The organism is Streptomyces sp. NPDC056480 (genome assembly GCF_042795405.1).
In the GTDB taxonomy this organism is placed as follows: domain Bacteria; phylum Actinomycetota; class Actinomycetes; order Streptomycetales; family Streptomycetaceae; genus Streptomyces.
Genome location: NZ_JBHTSA010000062.1, coordinates 35,155 through 49,769 on the forward strand (window position 1 = coordinate 35,155; position 14,615 = coordinate 49,769).

A 14,615-nucleotide genomic window follows, 5' to 3' on the forward strand; every position below is an offset into this window, starting at 1 on the left:
GCAAGGTCACCCAAAGGGCGTGTCCCGGACCCGGTTCCCGCCCCATTCCGACCTACGTTGGTGGAGTGGAGCAGCACAGGACAAGTCAGCCGCAAGGCCGCCGACGGCCCCAAACCCCCGTCACGCCGCCCGTCACCCCGCCCCCCGCGCTCGTGGAGGGCGCGGCCGTGTACCGGGTGACCGGCCGGACCCGGCGGGGCCCCGGCGGCCCCCGCGTCCAGCGCGCCGGGGCACCCGGAGCGGCGGCCGGGAAGCCGAACGGACGGCCCGTGCCGCCCGTCGTCCTCGCACTGCGGCGGCTCCCCCAGCCCCGCCTCACCGGGCTCGGCGCCGGGCTCTTCGCCTCCGCGGTCATGCTGACGCTCGGCTTCCTCGACCTGCTGCTCCTCGACGGCTCCCCCGTCGTCTACGGACTGCTGTTCCTGCCGGTCAGCGCCCTGACCGCGCTCTGGGTCCGGGCCGCGGACCTCGTCACCGCCCCCATCGGCGTGCCCATCGCCTTCGCCGTCGGAGTCGTCCCCATCGCGGGCGGCACGGGCGGCTTCGGCGGCCAGGCCATGGCCGTCGTCACCGCCCTGGCGGTGCACGCCGGCTGGCTGTACGGCGGGACCCTCGTCGCCGGGCTCATCGCGAGCGTGCGGAAGGTGCGGGAGATGGGCCGGCGCCAGCACCTCGTGCGTACCGCCGCCGCGGCGGCCCCGGCCGCCGGTAACCCGGCCGGACCCTCCGCCGGCGCCGGCGAGGCGCCCGGGGCCGGCGGGAGGGGATCCGCGCCGGGCGGCCGGACCCCTCGGCGCCGCCCCGTCGGCTAGACCGGCCCTCGTACGCGGACGGACACGAGGACGCCCGGAGACCCGCCACCCGGAGACCCGGGCGCCCTCTACGCCGCCCCCGCCGCCATCCCGGCCCCCACGATCCCCGCGTTGTTCTGGAGTTCCGCCGGGACGATCTCCGCCCTGATGCCCTCGATGAGCGGCAGGAACCTGTCCGCCTTCCGGCTCACCCCGCCGCCGATGATGAACAGCTCCGGCGAGAACAGCATCTCCACGTGCGCGAGGTACTTCCGCACGCGGCGCGTCGCCCAGTGCTCCCAGCTGAGGTCCTCGTCCTCCTTGGCCTTCGTCGACGCCCTGGTCTCCGCGTCGTGGCCCTTGAGCTCCAGGTGGCCCAGCTCCGTGTTCGGGACGAGCCGGCCGTCGACGAAGAGGGCCGAGCCGATGCCCGTGCCGAGGGTCAGCATGATCACGGTGCCCTTGCGGCCGCGGCCCGCGCCGAAGGTCATCTCGGCGATGCCGGCCGCGTCGGCGTCGTTCAGGACGGTCACCGGGAGGCCGCCGAGGCGGTCGCTCAGCAGGGTGCCCGCGTCCACGCCGACCCACGATCTGTCGACGTTCGCCGCTGTACGGATGGTCGAGCCGGTCACCACTCCCGGGAACGTCACCCCCACCGGTCCCGTCCAGCCGAAGTGCGCCACGACCTCCGCGACGCACCCCGCCACACCGTCGGGTGTGGCGGGGTGCGGGGTCAGTACCTTGTGGCGCTCCTCGGTGAGCGCCCCGCGCTCCAGGTCCACGGGGGCGCCCTTGATGCCCGAGCCGCCGATGTCCACTCCGAAGACGTTCATGGAATCCACGGTACGGGCTGGGGTGCCGGGTTACTCCTTGACGGAAGCGGCGGGCTCACCCGCGCCGAGCTTCTCGGCGACGGCCCTGAGGTCCTTGTTGCGGAGCTCCTTGGGCAGGGAGAAGGTGAGGGACTCGTCGGCCGTCTTGACGATCTCCACGTCGGCGTAACCGCGCTCGGAGAGCCACTCCAGGACCTCCTGCACGAGGATGTCCGGGACGGAGGCGCCGGAGGAGAGACCGACGCTGGTGACGCCCTCCAGCCAGGCCTCGTCGATCTCGCTCGCGAAGTCGACCAGGTACGCGGCGGGGACGCCGGCCTGCTTGGCGACCTCGACCATGCGGATCGAGTTCGAGGAGTTCTTCGAGCCGACGACGATGACGAGCTCGGCCTGGCCCGCCAGCTCCTTGATCGCGATCTGGCGGTTCTGGGTGGCGTAGCAGATGTCGTCGGACGGCGGGGAGATCAGCTGCGGGAACTTCTCCTTCAGCGCGTCGACCGTCTCCATCGTCTCGTCGACCGAGAGCGTGGTCTGGGAGAGCCAGACGACGCGGGACGGGTCGCGGACCTCGATCTTGGCGACGTCGCCGGGGCCGTCGACCAGCTGGATGTGGTCGGGGGCCTCGCCGGAGGTGCCGATGACCTCCTCGTGGCCCTCGTGGCCGATGAGGAGGATGTCGAAGTCCTCGTTGGCGAAGCGGACGGCTTCCTTGTGGACCTTGGTGACCAGCGGGCAGGTGGCGTCGATGGTCGCGAGGCGGCCCTGGCGGGCCTCCTCGTGGACGGTCGGGGCGACGCCGTGCGCGGAGAACATCACGATGTTGCCCGGCGGCACCTCGGTCGCCTGGTCGACGAAGACGGCGCCCTTCCGCTCCAGGGTCTGGACGACGTACTTGTTGTGGACGATCTCGTGCCGGACGTAGATCGGGGCCCCGTACTGCTCCAGGGCCTTCTCCACCGCGATCACGGCACGGTCCACGCCCGCGCAGTAGCCGCGGGGAGCGGCGAGCAGGACACGCTTCGGGCGGTTCGTCGCGGAGGCGGAATCGGGCGTCGACGCGGGCGTTGCAGTCATGCGTCCCATCGTAAGGCCGCGTCGGTGAGCGGTTTGATCGGTGCCGTGGCCGAAACTGTGGCCATGGCCGAGGAATCGCAGGTGGCGGCGCACGGGGAAGACGCGGAACACACGGGACTTCGTCGGAACCTCGGGTTCCGGGACCTGGTCGTCTACGGGCTGCTGTTCATCGCCCCCATGGCGCCCGTCGGCGTCTTCGGCACGCTCGACGCGAAGTCCGGCGGCGCGGTCGCACTCGTGTACGTCGTGGCCACGGTCGCCATGGCCTTCACGGCCTTCAGCTACGCGCAGATGGTGCGGGTCGCGCCCCAGGCCGGCTCCGTCTTCACGTACGCGCGCAAGGGCCTCGGCGAAGGGCCGGGGTTCATCGCCGGCTGGATGGCGATGCTCGACTACCTGCTGATCCCCGCGGTCGCCTACCTCTTCGCCGGCATCGCGATGGAGGCGCTGGTCCCGGAGGTCGACCGGTGGGTGTGGACCGGGATCGCCGTCGTCCTGACGACCCTGCTCAACCTCTGGGGCGTACGGGCGGCGGCCCGGGTCGGCTTCGCCGTGCTCGCGATGGAGATCGTCGTGCTGCTCGTCTTCGTCGTCTCCGCGATCACGGTGCTCGCGGAGGACGGGGCACGGCGCGACTGGTGGTCGCCGCTCGCCGGTGACGGGACGTTCTCCCTGGCCGCGGTCTTCGGCGCGGTCTCCGTGGCCGTCCTGTCCTACCTGGGCTTCGACGCGATCGCCTCCTTCGCGGAGGAGGTCACGGGCGGCTCGGCGAAGGTGGCGCGGGCGCTGCTGTTCTGCCTGGCCCTCGCGGGCGTCCTGTTCATCGCGCAGACCTGGCTGGTCGCGCTGCTCGAACCGGTGTCGTCGGCCGACCTCGCGGCCGACCCGGGGAAGCAGGGGTCGGCCTTCTACGACGCCGTCGAGAGCGCGGTCGGCAGCTGGCTGCACGACCTCGTGGCCGTCTCGAAGGCGATCGGCGCGGCCTTCGCGGCGCTCGCGGGGCAGGCGGCCGGTGGCCGTCTCCTCTTCGCGATGGGCCGCGACCGGCGGCTGCCGCACGTGCTCGCCCGGACGGACGGGGGCGTGCCGCGGGTGGCGCTCCTGGTGTCGGCGACGGTGACGATGATCGCGGCGGTGTGGGCGGCCCGTCGGGACGACGGCCTCGACCACCTGGTGTCGGTGGTGGACGTGGGCGCCCTGACGGCGTTCGTCCTGCTGCACGCGAGCGTGGTGGGCTGGTTCGCGGTACGCAGGGCGGAGGGGCCGCCGCACTTGCTGAAGCACGTCGTCCTGCCCGTGGTCGGCGCGGCGATCCTGATCGCGGTCATCGTGGAGGCCTCGGTGGCGGCGCAGGTGGTGGGCGTGGTGTGGCTGGGCGTGGGCCTGATCGTCCTGGCGGTACAGGGCGCGACGAGAACACCGGCGAACCACTGAGCGACGCGGGCCTCACGGGGCGGACGCATGCCCTCCGGGTGGCGGGCGGGACGAGGCCGGGGCGCGGCCATGGCCTCCAGGTGGCGGGCGGGCGCGTGACCGGGGCGCGGCCCTGATCCCCGGGTGGCGAGGCGGGCGCCTGGCCGGGGCACGGCCCTGATCCCCAGGTGGCGGGACTCGTGGGCGCCGCCCTGATCCGCAGGTGGCGGGACTCGTGGGCGCGGTCCTGGCCTCCAGGTGGCGGGCGGGCCCGTGGCCGGAGCCGGGCTCCTGGCCTCCAGGTGGCGGCTGCCGCGTCGCCGGGCCGCTGCCCCGGTCGCGGGGCGGTGAGTCCGCGTCCGGCCCGGGAGGGGGCAGTGCGTGCGCGTCCGGCCCGGGAGGGGGCAGTGCGTGCGCGTGCCCCTGACGTTGTCGTACCGCGCGGTTACGCTCGGTCCATGGCTCTGACTACGTCCGCCGAAGCGCCGCTTCCCGTCGGTGAGGTCTCCCGTCTGATCGGGGGGTGGATCGACCGGCTCGGGGCGATCTGGGTCGAGGGGCAGATCACGCAGCTCTCCCGGCGCCCCGGCGCCGGGGTCGTCTTCCTGACGCTGCGGGATCCCTCGTACGACATCTCCATCGGCGTCACCTGCTACCGCCAGGTCTTCGACGCGGTCGCGGACGTCGTCTCGGAGGGCGCCCGGGTCGTCGTGCGCGCCAAGCCCGAGTGGTACGCGCCGCGCGGCCAGCTGTCGCTGCGGGCGGTGGAGATCAAGCCCGTCGGCATCGGCGAGCTGCTCGCCCGGCTCGAGCAGCTGAAGCGGAGCCTCGCCTCCGAGGGGCTCTTCGCGCTCGACCGGAAGAAGCCGCTGCCGTTCCTGCCGCACCGCATCGGCCTCGTCTGCGGCCGCGCCTCCGCGGCGGAGCGGGACGTCCTGGAGAACGCGCGCCGGCGCTGGCCCGCCGTCGCCTTCGAGGTGCGGAACGTGGCGGTGCAGGGCGTGAAGGCGGTGCCCCAGGTAGTCCAGGCCGTCAAGGAGCTGGACTCCCACCAGGACGTCGACGTGATCATCGTCGCCCGGGGCGGCGGCAGCGTCGAGGACCTGCTGCCGTTCTCGGACGAGCAGCTCGTCCGAGCCGTCGCCGACTGCCGTACGCCGGTGGTCTCGGCCATCGGCCACGAACCCGACTCGCCCCTCCTCGACCTCGTGGCCGACCTGCGCGCCTCGACGCCGACGGACGCGGCCAAGAAGGTCGTCCCGGACGTCGGCGAGGAGCTGGACCGGGTGCGCGGGCTGCGGGACCGGGCCCTGCGGACCGTACGCGGGCTGCTCGACCGGGAGGAGCGCGGTCTCGCACACACGCTCGCCCGGCCCGTCATGGAGCATCCGCAGCGCATGGTCGAGGTCCGCGAGGACGAGCTCGTCGCGCTGCTCGCGCGCAGCCGTCGGGTCCTCGGGCATCTCCTGGACCGGGCGGACTCCGAGCTGTCGCACACCCGGGCACGAGTCCGGGCGCTGTCGCCCGCCGCGACGATGGAGCGGGGTTACGCGGTGCTCCAGCGGGCCGACGGCTCGGTGGTCCGCTCCCCCGAGGAGGTCGCGGCCGACGAGGAGCTGCGGGCCCGGGTCGCGGAGGGCGAGTTCGCGGTACGGCGCGTGGCCGGCCCCCACCCGGCCTGAGCGGAACCGCACCGGGGCGCGCAGAACCAGCAGGACCACGCATGACCACGTAGGACCACGCATGACCACGTAGGACCACGCAGGACCACGTAGGACGCAAGAGAACCGGTTACGGAGGGTGGAGCGGCACATGGCAGCGGGAACGGGTACGGCGGGATCGGGTACGGACGAGGCGGCGCTCGGTTACGAGCAGGCGCGCGACGAGCTCATCGAGGTCGTACGGCGGCTCGAAGCGGGCGGGACGTCCCTGGAGGAGTCCCTCGCGCTCTGGGAGCGCGGCGAGGAGCTGGCGAAGGTCTGCCGGCGCCGCCTGGAAGGGGCGCGGGCCCGGCTGGACGCCTCGCTCGCCGCCGAACGCGCGGCGGAGGAGGCCGAGGGCGCGCCGGGCGCCGACGGGGACGAGTAGCCGCCCACGACACCGACCGCCCCGACGCGGACCGCCCCGGCACCGACCACCGCGCGCCACCGGCCCGCCCGGACCGCCCCCGCACCGCCGACCTGCGGCGACTCCACGGCACGGCGTAGACTGGCGAGTGAAGCGGATCACTATCCGGATGGATTGGTTGAACTTTCACCAATCTTCGGCGTACTGTCGAGGACATCGCTTGAACCCCCTACGAGCGAACCCCCTTTGCAGTCCGGAAGGTACGCAGCATGTCTCTCGCCCTTGACGCCGCCGCTCAGGATCTCCTTTTCCGCGAGGCCCGCACCGCCAACACGTTCACCGACGAGCCGGTGACCGACGAGCAGGTCCAGGCGATATACGACCTGGTGAAGTACGGCCCGACCGCCTTCAACCAGACCCCGCTGCGCATCACCCTGGTCCGCTCCCCCGAGGCCCGCGAGCGCCTGGTCAAGCACATGGCCGAGGGCAACCGGCCCAAGACCGCCACCGCGCCGCTCGTCGCGATCCTCTCGGCCGACAACGAGTTCCACGAGGAGCTCCCGGCCCTGCTTCCGCACTTCCCGCAGGCCAAGGACATGTTCTTCGCCGAGCGCCCGGTCCGCGAGCAGTCCGCCGTCCTGAACGCCGCCCTGCAGGCCGCGTACTTCATCGTCGGCGTCCGCGCCGCCGGCCTGGCCGCCGGCCCGATGACCGGCCTGGACTTCGCCGGCGTCCAGAAGGAGTTCCTGGACGACGACCACACCCCGCTGATGGTCGTCAACATCGGCAAGCCGGGCGACGACGCCTGGTTCCCGCGCTCCCCGCGCCTCTCCTTCGACGAGGTCGTCACCACCGTCTGAGTCCGCTGACGCGGCGATGACGCGGCGATGACGCGAAGAAGGCCCCGCACTCTCGTGGAGTGCGGGGCCTTCTTCATGCCGTCGCCCGGGATCAGGCCTTCTTCGACTGGAGCGAGCCCACCATCTCGGCGAGCCGCTCGAACGACGCCGTGCCGGTCACCACCGTCGTCGCCCCGCCGTCCACCCGGACGAGCGCGTCGTACTTCGGGCCCTCCCAGCGCTGCCAGACCCGGCCCGCCACCGTCTCGGTCTTCCCGGTGTCCTTCGCCCGCTGGGTGACGTCCGGCACGAAGGTCTTCGGCGCGGCCGTCGACTGGTGGATCGCCACGTACTGGGTGTCCGGCGAGAGGAAACCGAGCTGCCAGGCGTTGGCGTTCTCGCGCTTGTACGAGACGACCGTCGCCTTCCAGCCCTCGCCGAGGCCCTCGGGGGCCAGCACCGGATACGGTGCCGCCCGCTGAGCCGTCAGGAGCTCGACCCGGTAGTCCTTCGCCTTGACCGGTTCGGCGCTCTCATCATGCGGAATGAAGAGATACATCACTCCCGCGGCGACCAAGATCACCCCGAGGGACTGGAACATCCCGCGTACCGTCTGCCTGCCTCGCATACCTGCCACGCGCACCATGGTCGCATCAAGGGTCCGTGCTCATACGTGGGCCCCTCTGCTCATTTTGTCGACGTACCGATAGAGTCGCAGCACCCTCCCTTAACCGGCCGTCGCCGTACAGAAAGGTGCGTTCCGATGACCGAGCAGCAGAATCTGCCGCCCGAGCTCGTGGTCTCCCCCGAGGCTCCCGACCGCAACCTCGCCCTTGAGCTGGTCCGCGTCACCGAGGCCGCCGCCATGGCCGCCGGCCGCTGGGTCGGCCGCGGCGACAAGATCGGCGCGGACGGCGCGGCGGTCAACGCCATGCGCACCCTGATCTCCACCGTCTCGATGAACGGCGTGGTCGTCATCGGCGAGGGCGAGAAGGACGAAGCGCCCATGCTCTTCAACGGCGAGCGGGTCGGAGACGGCACCGGCGCCGAGGTCGACATCGCCGTCGACCCGATCGACGGCACCACGCTGAACGCCAAGGGCATGCCGAACGCGATCGCCGTCCTGGCCGCCGCCGACCGCGGCACCATGTTCGACCCGTCGGCGGTCTTCTACATGGACAAGCTGGTCACCGGCCCCGAGGCCGCCGACTTCGTCGACATCAACGCCCCCGTCTCGGTCAACATCCGCCGGGTCGCCAAGGCGAAGAACTCCTCCCCCGAGGACATCACGGTCGTCATCCTGGACCGCCCCCGTCACGAGGGCATCGTCAAGGAGATCCGCGAGACCGGCGCCCGCATCAAGTTCATCTCGGACGGCGACGTCGCCGGTTCGATCATGGCCGTCCGCGAGGGCACCGGCGTCGACATGCTCATGGGCGTCGGCGGCACCCCCGAGGGCATCATCTCCGCCTGCGCCATCAAGTGCCTCGGCGGTGTGATCCAGGGCAAGCTGTGGCCGAAGGACGAGGCCGAGCGCCAGAAGGCCCTCGACGCGGGCCACGACCTGGACCGGGTGCTCTCCACGAACGACCTGGTCGGCGGCGACAACGTCTTCTTCGTCGCGACCGGCATCACCGACGGCGAGCTGCTCCGCGGGGTGCGCTACCGCGCGGAGACGGCGACCACGCAGTCGCTCGTCATGCGCTCGAAGTCCGGCACGATCCGCCAGATCGACTCCACGCACCGGCTCTCGAAGCTGCGCGCGTACAGCAAGATCGACTTCGACCGCGCGAAGTAGCGTCGCCGGTCGACACGGCACCGACGCTTCGCCACGAAGCGGTACGAAGAGGGGCGCCCCCATGTGCGGTGGGGGCGCCCCTTCCCGTACGGAACGACGGCGACGGCCGCGCTCCCGTCAGCCGCGAAGGCTGTGCGTCCCGGTCAGCCCGCCTGGGCGATGCGGTCCGTCGCGGCCGCCTTCCGCAGCTCGACCTCGCGCCGCCGGCGGCGGGCCAGGGCGACGCGGCGCTCCGCCGCGGTGAGCCCGCCCCACACCCCGTACGGCTCGGGCTGGAGGAGCGCGTGCTCCCGGCACTCGACCATCACGGGACAGCGGCCGCAGACCCGCTTGGCGGCCGCCTCACGCGCGAGCCGCGCGGCGGTCGGCTCCTTGGAGGGGGCGAAGAACAGTCCGGCCTCGTCCCGGCGGCACACCGCCTCCGCGTGCCAAGGACCGGCCTCGTCCTCCCGTGCAGGGGCGCGCTGAGGGGGCACGGCGGCGACCTGGAGGGGCTGATGCGGCAGTTGCAGCACGGTCTACTCCTGACGACGGCTTCGCGAGCGAGCGGCGATGCACCAGCCCTACCCGCTGTGCGCGCGCCTATGCACTGCGTGCCGCGCCGTTCCGCACTGCGGATACCCGAGGGCGAATTCCGGTCACCCCGGGACCGCCGGTCGGAACGGCGTGTCGGACCCAGCCGTCGGACCGGGCCATCAGATCCGGCCGCCGGACCCGGCCGCCTCACCCATCGCCTCGCCCGTCTCCGGGTCAGTGGCCGAGGTGCTTGCGCATCCTGTCCTGGAGGTCGGTGATCCACTTGCCGCGCTTGGGCCTGGCCTCGACGTTCCCGAAGACCGAGTAGCCGTTGATGACGACGACCGGGGCCTGCGGGTCGACGCCCTCCAGGGTCACGACCTCGAAGTTGCCGAAGACCCCGCTGCCGTTGCCCCGGAGGCTGATGTTCTCGGGGACCCGGACCTCCACGTTGCCGAAGATCGACGTGGCGTTGATGGTGGTCAGCCGCTGCGCGAAGATCGCCTCGGTCAGGTCGATCTCGATGTTCCCGAAGAGCGCGAACGCGTTCGTCCGGCGGCTCACCCGCCACCGCCCCTTGCGGGTGGTGCTGGAGAAGATCGCGACGAGGTTGGCCGGAGGGCCGTCGGCTTCCTCCGGGCCGTACCCGTAGTCCGGCGCGGGCTCCTGGCGCGTCCGGGCGCCCGGCAGGTCGCGGACGATCGGCTCCAGCTCCCCGACGGTCTTCGCCCGGTACACCGAGTCGATCCGGTCCGAGTGCTCCTCGGCGTCGATCCGCCCCTCGGCCAGGGCGTCCCTGAGGATGTCCGCGATCCGGTCCCGGTCCGCGTCCGAGGCCCGCAACGAGCCCTGCGGGTCGGCGAAGACGGTCTCCGCGGGGGCGGGCTCTGCGGGTGCGGCCTGCCGCTGCGGCTCCGGCTGCTTTTCGGGTTCGGGCTTCTTTTCGAGGTCCACGTCGCCAGCCTAGCGAAACGCGATAGATCGCGACCAGGGGGCGGGGCCGTGGCCTGTGGACGACGTCTCGAACCGGGCGCCCGAAACGCCGGGTTGAAGCCACGCCCGACCGGGGCGGGGCCGAACGCCCCACGAGCCCGGCCCGGAGCGCCGAAACGCGCCACTCCGGCGCGGTCCCCGTTCCAAGTGAGCCTTACCTCACAGGACCGGGCCCCTGGCCGCGTTCTACGCTGGAGGGCGCACTGCCAACGGAGGCGGTGCGCCGTCTTGCCGAGTGAGGAATGGCCCCCATGCCAGAGTTTGCGTACTCCGATCTGCTCCCCCTGGGAGAGGACACCACGCCCTACCGCCTGGTGACCTCCGAAGGTGTCTCCACCTTCGAGGCCGACGGCCGTACGTTCCTCAAGGTCGAGCCGGAGGCGCTGCGCACCCTGGCCGCCGAGGCCATCCACGACATCCAGCACTTCCTGCGCCCGGCCCACCTGGCCCAGCTGCGCCGGATCATCGACGACCCCGAGGCCTCGTCGAACGACAAGTTCGTCGCGCTCGACCTCCTCAAGAACGCGAACATCGCCGCCGCCGGCGTCCTGCCCATGTGCCAGGACACGGGCACCGCGATCGTCATGGGCAAGCGCGGCCAGAACGTGCTGACCCCCGGCCGCGACGAGGAGGCCCTGTCCAAGGGCATCTACGACGCGTACACCAAGCTCAACCTGCGGTACTCGCAGATGGCCCCGGTCACCATGTGGGAGGAGAAGAACACCGGCTCGAACCTGCCCGCGCAGATCGAGCTGTACGCGACCGACGGCGGCGCGTACAAGTTCCTCTTCATGGCCAAGGGCGGCGGCTCCGCCAACAAGTCCTTCCTCTACCAGGAGACGAAGGCCGTCCTCAACGAGGCGAGCATGATGAAGTTCCTGGAGGAGAAGATCCGCTCGCTCGGCACGGCCGCCTGCCCGCCGTACCACCTGGCGATCGTCGTCGGCGGCACGTCCGCCGAGTTCGCGCTCAAGACCGCGAAGTACGCCTCCGCGCACTACCTGGACGAGCTGCCCGCCGAGGGCTCGGCCGAGACCGGCCACGGCTTCCGCGACAAGGAGCTGGAGGAGAAGGTCTTCGAGCTGACGCAGAGGATCGGCATCGGCGCGCAGTTCGGCGGCAAGTACTTCTGCCACGACGTCCGCGTCGTCCGTCTCCCCCGCCACGGCGCCTCGCTGCCCGTCGCGATCGCCGTCTCCTGCTCGGCCGACCGCCAGGCCGTCGCGAAGATCACCGCCGAGGGCGTCTTCCTGGAGCAGCTGGAGACCGACCCGGCGCGCTTCCTGCCGGACACCACGGACGAGCACCTCTCCGAGGAGAGCGACGTCGTCACCATCGACCTGAACCAGCCGATGGACGACATCCTCGCCGAGCTGACCAGGTACCCGGTCAAGACCCGCCTCTCCCTCAACGGCCCGCTGGTCGTGGCGCGCGACATCGCGCACGCCAAGATCAAGGAGCGCCTGGACGCGGGCGAGGAGATGCCGCAGTACCTGAAGGACCACCCGGTCTACTACGCGGGCCCGGCGAAGACCCCCGAGGGGTACGCCTCCGGTTCCTTCGGCCCGACGACGGCCGGCCGGATGGACTCGTACGTGGAGCAGTTCCAGGCGGCGGGCGGCTCGAAGGTCATGCTGGCCAAGGGCAACCGCTCGCAGCAGGTCACCAACGCCTGTGGCAGCCACGGCGGCTTCTACCTCGGCTCGATCGGCGGCCCGGCGGCGCGGCTCGCGCAGGACTGCATCAAGAAGGTCGAGGTCGTCGAGTACGAGGAGCTCGGCATGGAGGCGGTCTGGAAGATCGAGGTCGAGGACTTCCCCGCGTTCATCGTGGTGGACGACAAGGGCAACGACTTCTTCCAGAACCCGGCCCCGGAGCCGACGTTCACGCACATCCCGGTGCGGGGTCCCGGCCTCGGCTGATCGCCCGACACCTGACGCCTGACGCCTGGCGCCTGACGCCTGGCGCCTGACGCCTGACGCTCGCCCCTCGGTCCTCCTGGACCGGGGGGCTTCGTCGTCCGGTCCCGAGCTTCGCCGTCCGATTCAGGCTTCGCCGTTCGGTCCGGGGCCTCGGCGTCCGCTCCAGGGCTTCGCCGTCCGCTCAGAAAGTCGCTACCGACCGGTAGCCATCTCGTTGCCTACTGTCCAGTATTGAGCGCGAGCATGCCAAAGTCCCCGAGCCGGTCGACCAAGGAGCCCCCCATGCCCGTCACGCCCTTCCGCAGGCGAGCCGCCGCCGGAACCACCGCCACGCTCGCGCTGACCGCCTTCCTCGTCGTCGGCCCCGCGCCCACCGCCTCGGCCTCCGACCCGGACGGCCACAGCACGTCGACCGCCGCCTTCAAGGACGTCGACTACACGACCTGGCGCCGTGACGTGGCCGCCGTGGTCGCACAGGCCCGCCCGTACATCGAGGAGCGTTCCAAGAACGCGGGCGACGAGAAGCAGGCGATCGTCCTCGACATCGACAACAGCTCGCTGGAGACCGACTTCCACCCCTTCTGGGAGCTGCCGACCCCGGCCATCGCCGAGGTGCGCACCCTCGTCCGCGAGGCTCACGACCGCGGGGTCGACATCTTCTTCGTCACCGCCCGCCCCGGGATCATCCACTCGCTCACGGACTGGAACCTGAAGCAGGTCGGCTACCCGGTCGACGGGCTGTACGTGCGCTCGCTTCCCGACCTGTTCGCCGAGGTCAGCGCGTACAAGACGGAGCAGCGCGCCAAGATCGAGGGCAAGGGCTACACGATCATCGCGAACATCGGCAACAACACCACCGACCTGGTCGGCGGTCACGCCGAGCGCACGTTCAAGCTCCCGGACTACGGCGGCAAGCTCTCCTGAACCGCCGCGGTGGGCCCGGCCCGGACTCCGTCCGGGCGGCTCACCGGGTGAGGTGGAACTCCAGTCGGGAGAAGTCCCCGTCCGGCGTCGAGCGAATGGTGCCGCGCGCGTCCTTGAAGTCGCCCGTCCCACCGGTGACGGCGATGTCGAACGCGGCCTGTTCCTCGGCGTCCGGGTCGACCGACAAGAGGGTCTGGCCCATGATCTGCCCGCCGGGTCCGCCGTTCAGCACGAACGTGCCCACGCACAGGAGGTCGTTGGGGCTGCCGGTGCGGACCACGGTGCAGGTCACGCCGTCCCGGCCGACGTTGTCGCCGCCCTTGGACCGGAAGAGGTCGTCGGCGAAGGCGAACGAGTCCCCGAGTCCGGCCGGCGGCCCGGTCGTGTCGCCGCCCTGGTCGGTCGGGACCTCCTTGGCGTAGAGCGTGAACTCGAACCCGTCGGCGGCGGACGCCGGGACGGCTGCGACGGCGGAGAAGGCACCCGCGGCCACCGCGGTGACGCCGAGCACGCCGATCCTCCTGAAGCTGCGGATCATGTCCTGCCTCCTGCGGGGAAGCCCCCCGGGGATCTTCGGACCTGTCTCACATTGTGCGACGCCGGCCCCGGGTACGCCCGTCCGGGGGACGCCGGGACCGCCACTACGCTGACGCGCATGAGACACCCGATACGGACCCTGGCCCCGGTCACCGCCGCCCTGGCGGCGGGGCTGCTGCTCGCCGGCTGCGGCGGCGTCGAGCCGCTGCCCGAGGTCACGCAGGGCGCACGGCCCACGACGGAGACGCCCGCGGCCGCCACGTCCGCCCTGACGCTCGGCGGTCCGGGGACGGCCTGCGTACTGCCCGTCTCCTTCGGGGTGGCGGAGAAGTGGACGCCGAAGGCGGTCGAGGACCCCGAGAACCCGGAGTTCGCGGCGCTCACCCGGCAGGGACCGGCCACCGTTCGCTGCGAGGTCGACGCCAAGCCGGCCGGGCACGTGGGCTTCCTGCGGGTGTGGACGGCCGGGAAGGGCCCGGCGAGGACGGCCCTCGAAGGGTTCGTGAAGGCCGAACAGAACACCTCCGCGGTGACCTACAAGGAGAGCGGATCCGGCGCGGGGCCCGTCACCGAGGTGACGTACACCGTCTTCAACAAGGTGATGGAGGAGTCGAAGGAGGAGCGCGCCTTCGCCGTCTCGACGCCGAAGGGGACGGTGATCGTGCACCTCGGCGGGCTCGACACGGCGGAGCACCGGGCGATGATCCCGGCCTACGAGCTGGCCAGGAGCACGCTCAAGGCGCTCTGAGTCCGCACCCGTACGGAGCGGGAGCGCGGTCCCCGTACGGAGCGGGAGCGCGGTCCCCGTGCCGAGCACGGCCGTGCCGGCAGGGCCGTCGCCTCGCCTCGTACCGAGCACAGCCGGCGCCCCGTGCCGCGCAGGACCGTGGCCCCCGTCCGAGCACGGA

The 14,615-nt window shown here is 71.9% G+C and carries 15 protein-coding genes; 9 read left to right on the forward strand and 6 right to left on the reverse strand.

Going from position 1 to position 14,615, the window contains the following annotated elements:
- The first annotated feature begins 167 nt into the window (after window positions 1–167).
- Window positions 168–812 (forward strand): DUF6542 domain-containing protein, encoded by a 645-nt coding sequence (locus tag ACFQ79_RS24980; protein WP_383587072.1) that lies wholly within the window; start codon window positions 168–170, stop codon window positions 810–812.
- A gap of 68 nt (window positions 813–880) precedes the next feature.
- On the opposite strand, the gene ppgK is transcribed toward ACFQ79_RS24980, so the two are convergent.
- Window positions 881–1,624: a polyphosphate--glucose phosphotransferase gene (gene ppgK / locus ACFQ79_RS24985; protein ID WP_383587075.1), complete on the reverse strand. Its 744-nt coding sequence runs from the start codon at window positions 1,622–1,624 to the stop codon at window positions 881–883.
- Between the two features lie 30 nt (window positions 1,625–1,654).
- Window positions 1,655–2,707 carry a 4-hydroxy-3-methylbut-2-enyl diphosphate reductase gene (locus ACFQ79_RS24990; protein WP_383587078.1) on the reverse strand — a complete coding sequence of 351 codons (1,053 nt, stop codon included), beginning with the start codon at window positions 2,705–2,707 and terminating at the stop codon, window positions 1,655–1,657.
- Between the two features lie 54 nt (window positions 2,708–2,761).
- Between ACFQ79_RS24990 and ACFQ79_RS24995 the strand changes: the two genes are divergently transcribed.
- The 4 genes from ACFQ79_RS24995 to ACFQ79_RS25010 all read left to right on the forward strand — a co-directional run bounded on the left by ACFQ79_RS24995 (window position 2,762) and on the right by ACFQ79_RS25010 (window position 7,038).
- On the forward strand, window positions 2,762–4,132 hold the full coding sequence (locus ACFQ79_RS24995; protein WP_383587081.1) for an APC family permease: 1,371 nt from the start codon (window positions 2,762–2,764) through the stop codon (window positions 4,130–4,132).
- Between the two features lie 437 nt (window positions 4,133–4,569).
- Window positions 4,570–5,793 (forward strand): exodeoxyribonuclease VII large subunit, encoded by a 1,224-nt coding sequence (xseA, locus tag ACFQ79_RS25000; protein ID WP_383587083.1) that lies wholly within the window; start codon window positions 4,570–4,572, stop codon window positions 5,791–5,793.
- 130 nt (window positions 5,794–5,923) lie between these two features.
- Window positions 5,924–6,199, forward strand: a complete 276-nt coding sequence (locus ACFQ79_RS25005) for an exodeoxyribonuclease VII small subunit (protein WP_383587086.1) — start codon at window positions 5,924–5,926, stop codon at window positions 6,197–6,199.
- 248 nt (window positions 6,200–6,447) lie between these two features.
- Window positions 6,448–7,038: a malonic semialdehyde reductase gene (locus ACFQ79_RS25010; RefSeq protein WP_376388323.1), complete on the forward strand. Its 591-nt coding sequence runs from the start codon at window positions 6,448–6,450 to the stop codon at window positions 7,036–7,038.
- 91 nt (window positions 7,039–7,129) lie between these two features.
- Here ACFQ79_RS25010 and ACFQ79_RS25015 read toward each other — a convergent pair whose 3' ends face one another.
- Window positions 7,130–7,663: a DUF4245 domain-containing protein gene (locus ACFQ79_RS25015; protein ID WP_383587090.1), complete on the reverse strand. Its 534-nt coding sequence runs from the start codon at window positions 7,661–7,663 to the stop codon at window positions 7,130–7,132.
- A 117-nt stretch (window positions 7,664–7,780) separates the two neighbouring features.
- Between ACFQ79_RS25015 and glpX the strand changes: the two genes are divergently transcribed.
- Window positions 7,781–8,815 carry a class II fructose-bisphosphatase gene (gene glpX / locus ACFQ79_RS25020; protein WP_030320583.1) on the forward strand — a complete coding sequence of 345 codons (1,035 nt, stop codon included), beginning with the start codon at window positions 7,781–7,783 and terminating at the stop codon, window positions 8,813–8,815.
- 143 nt (window positions 8,816–8,958) lie between these two features.
- On the opposite strand, the gene ACFQ79_RS25025 is transcribed toward glpX, so the two are convergent.
- Window positions 8,959–9,330: a WhiB family transcriptional regulator gene (locus ACFQ79_RS25025; RefSeq protein ID WP_030320581.1), complete on the reverse strand. Its 372-nt coding sequence runs from the start codon at window positions 9,328–9,330 to the stop codon at window positions 8,959–8,961.
- A gap of 235 nt (window positions 9,331–9,565) precedes the next feature.
- A complete protein-coding gene (locus ACFQ79_RS25030; protein WP_383587094.1) occupies window positions 9,566–10,285 on the reverse strand; it encodes a DUF1707 domain-containing protein in 720 nt (239 codons plus the stop codon).
- Between the two features lie 290 nt (window positions 10,286–10,575).
- On the opposite strand from ACFQ79_RS25030, the gene ACFQ79_RS25035 reads away from it, so the two are divergent.
- Window positions 10,576–12,246: a fumarate hydratase gene (locus tag ACFQ79_RS25035; protein ID WP_383587097.1), complete on the forward strand. Its 1,671-nt coding sequence runs from the start codon at window positions 10,576–10,578 to the stop codon at window positions 12,244–12,246.
- Window positions 12,247–12,528: 282 nt separating this feature from the next.
- Window positions 12,529–13,170, forward strand: a complete 642-nt coding sequence (locus tag ACFQ79_RS25040; protein WP_383587100.1) for an HAD family acid phosphatase — start codon at window positions 12,529–12,531, stop codon at window positions 13,168–13,170.
- 40 nt (window positions 13,171–13,210) lie between these two features.
- On the opposite strand, the gene ACFQ79_RS25045 is transcribed toward ACFQ79_RS25040, so the two are convergent.
- A complete protein-coding gene (locus tag ACFQ79_RS25045; protein ID WP_383587102.1) occupies window positions 13,211–13,708 on the reverse strand; it encodes a hypothetical protein in 498 nt (165 codons plus the stop codon).
- A gap of 117 nt (window positions 13,709–13,825) precedes the next feature.
- Here ACFQ79_RS25045 and ACFQ79_RS25050 point away from each other — a divergent pair, with 117 nt between their 5' ends.
- Window positions 13,826–14,455, forward strand: coding sequence for a lipoprotein (locus ACFQ79_RS25050; RefSeq protein WP_383587105.1), 630 nt, complete (start codon window positions 13,826–13,828; stop codon window positions 14,453–14,455).
- Window positions 14,456–14,615: the final 160 nt, after the last annotated feature.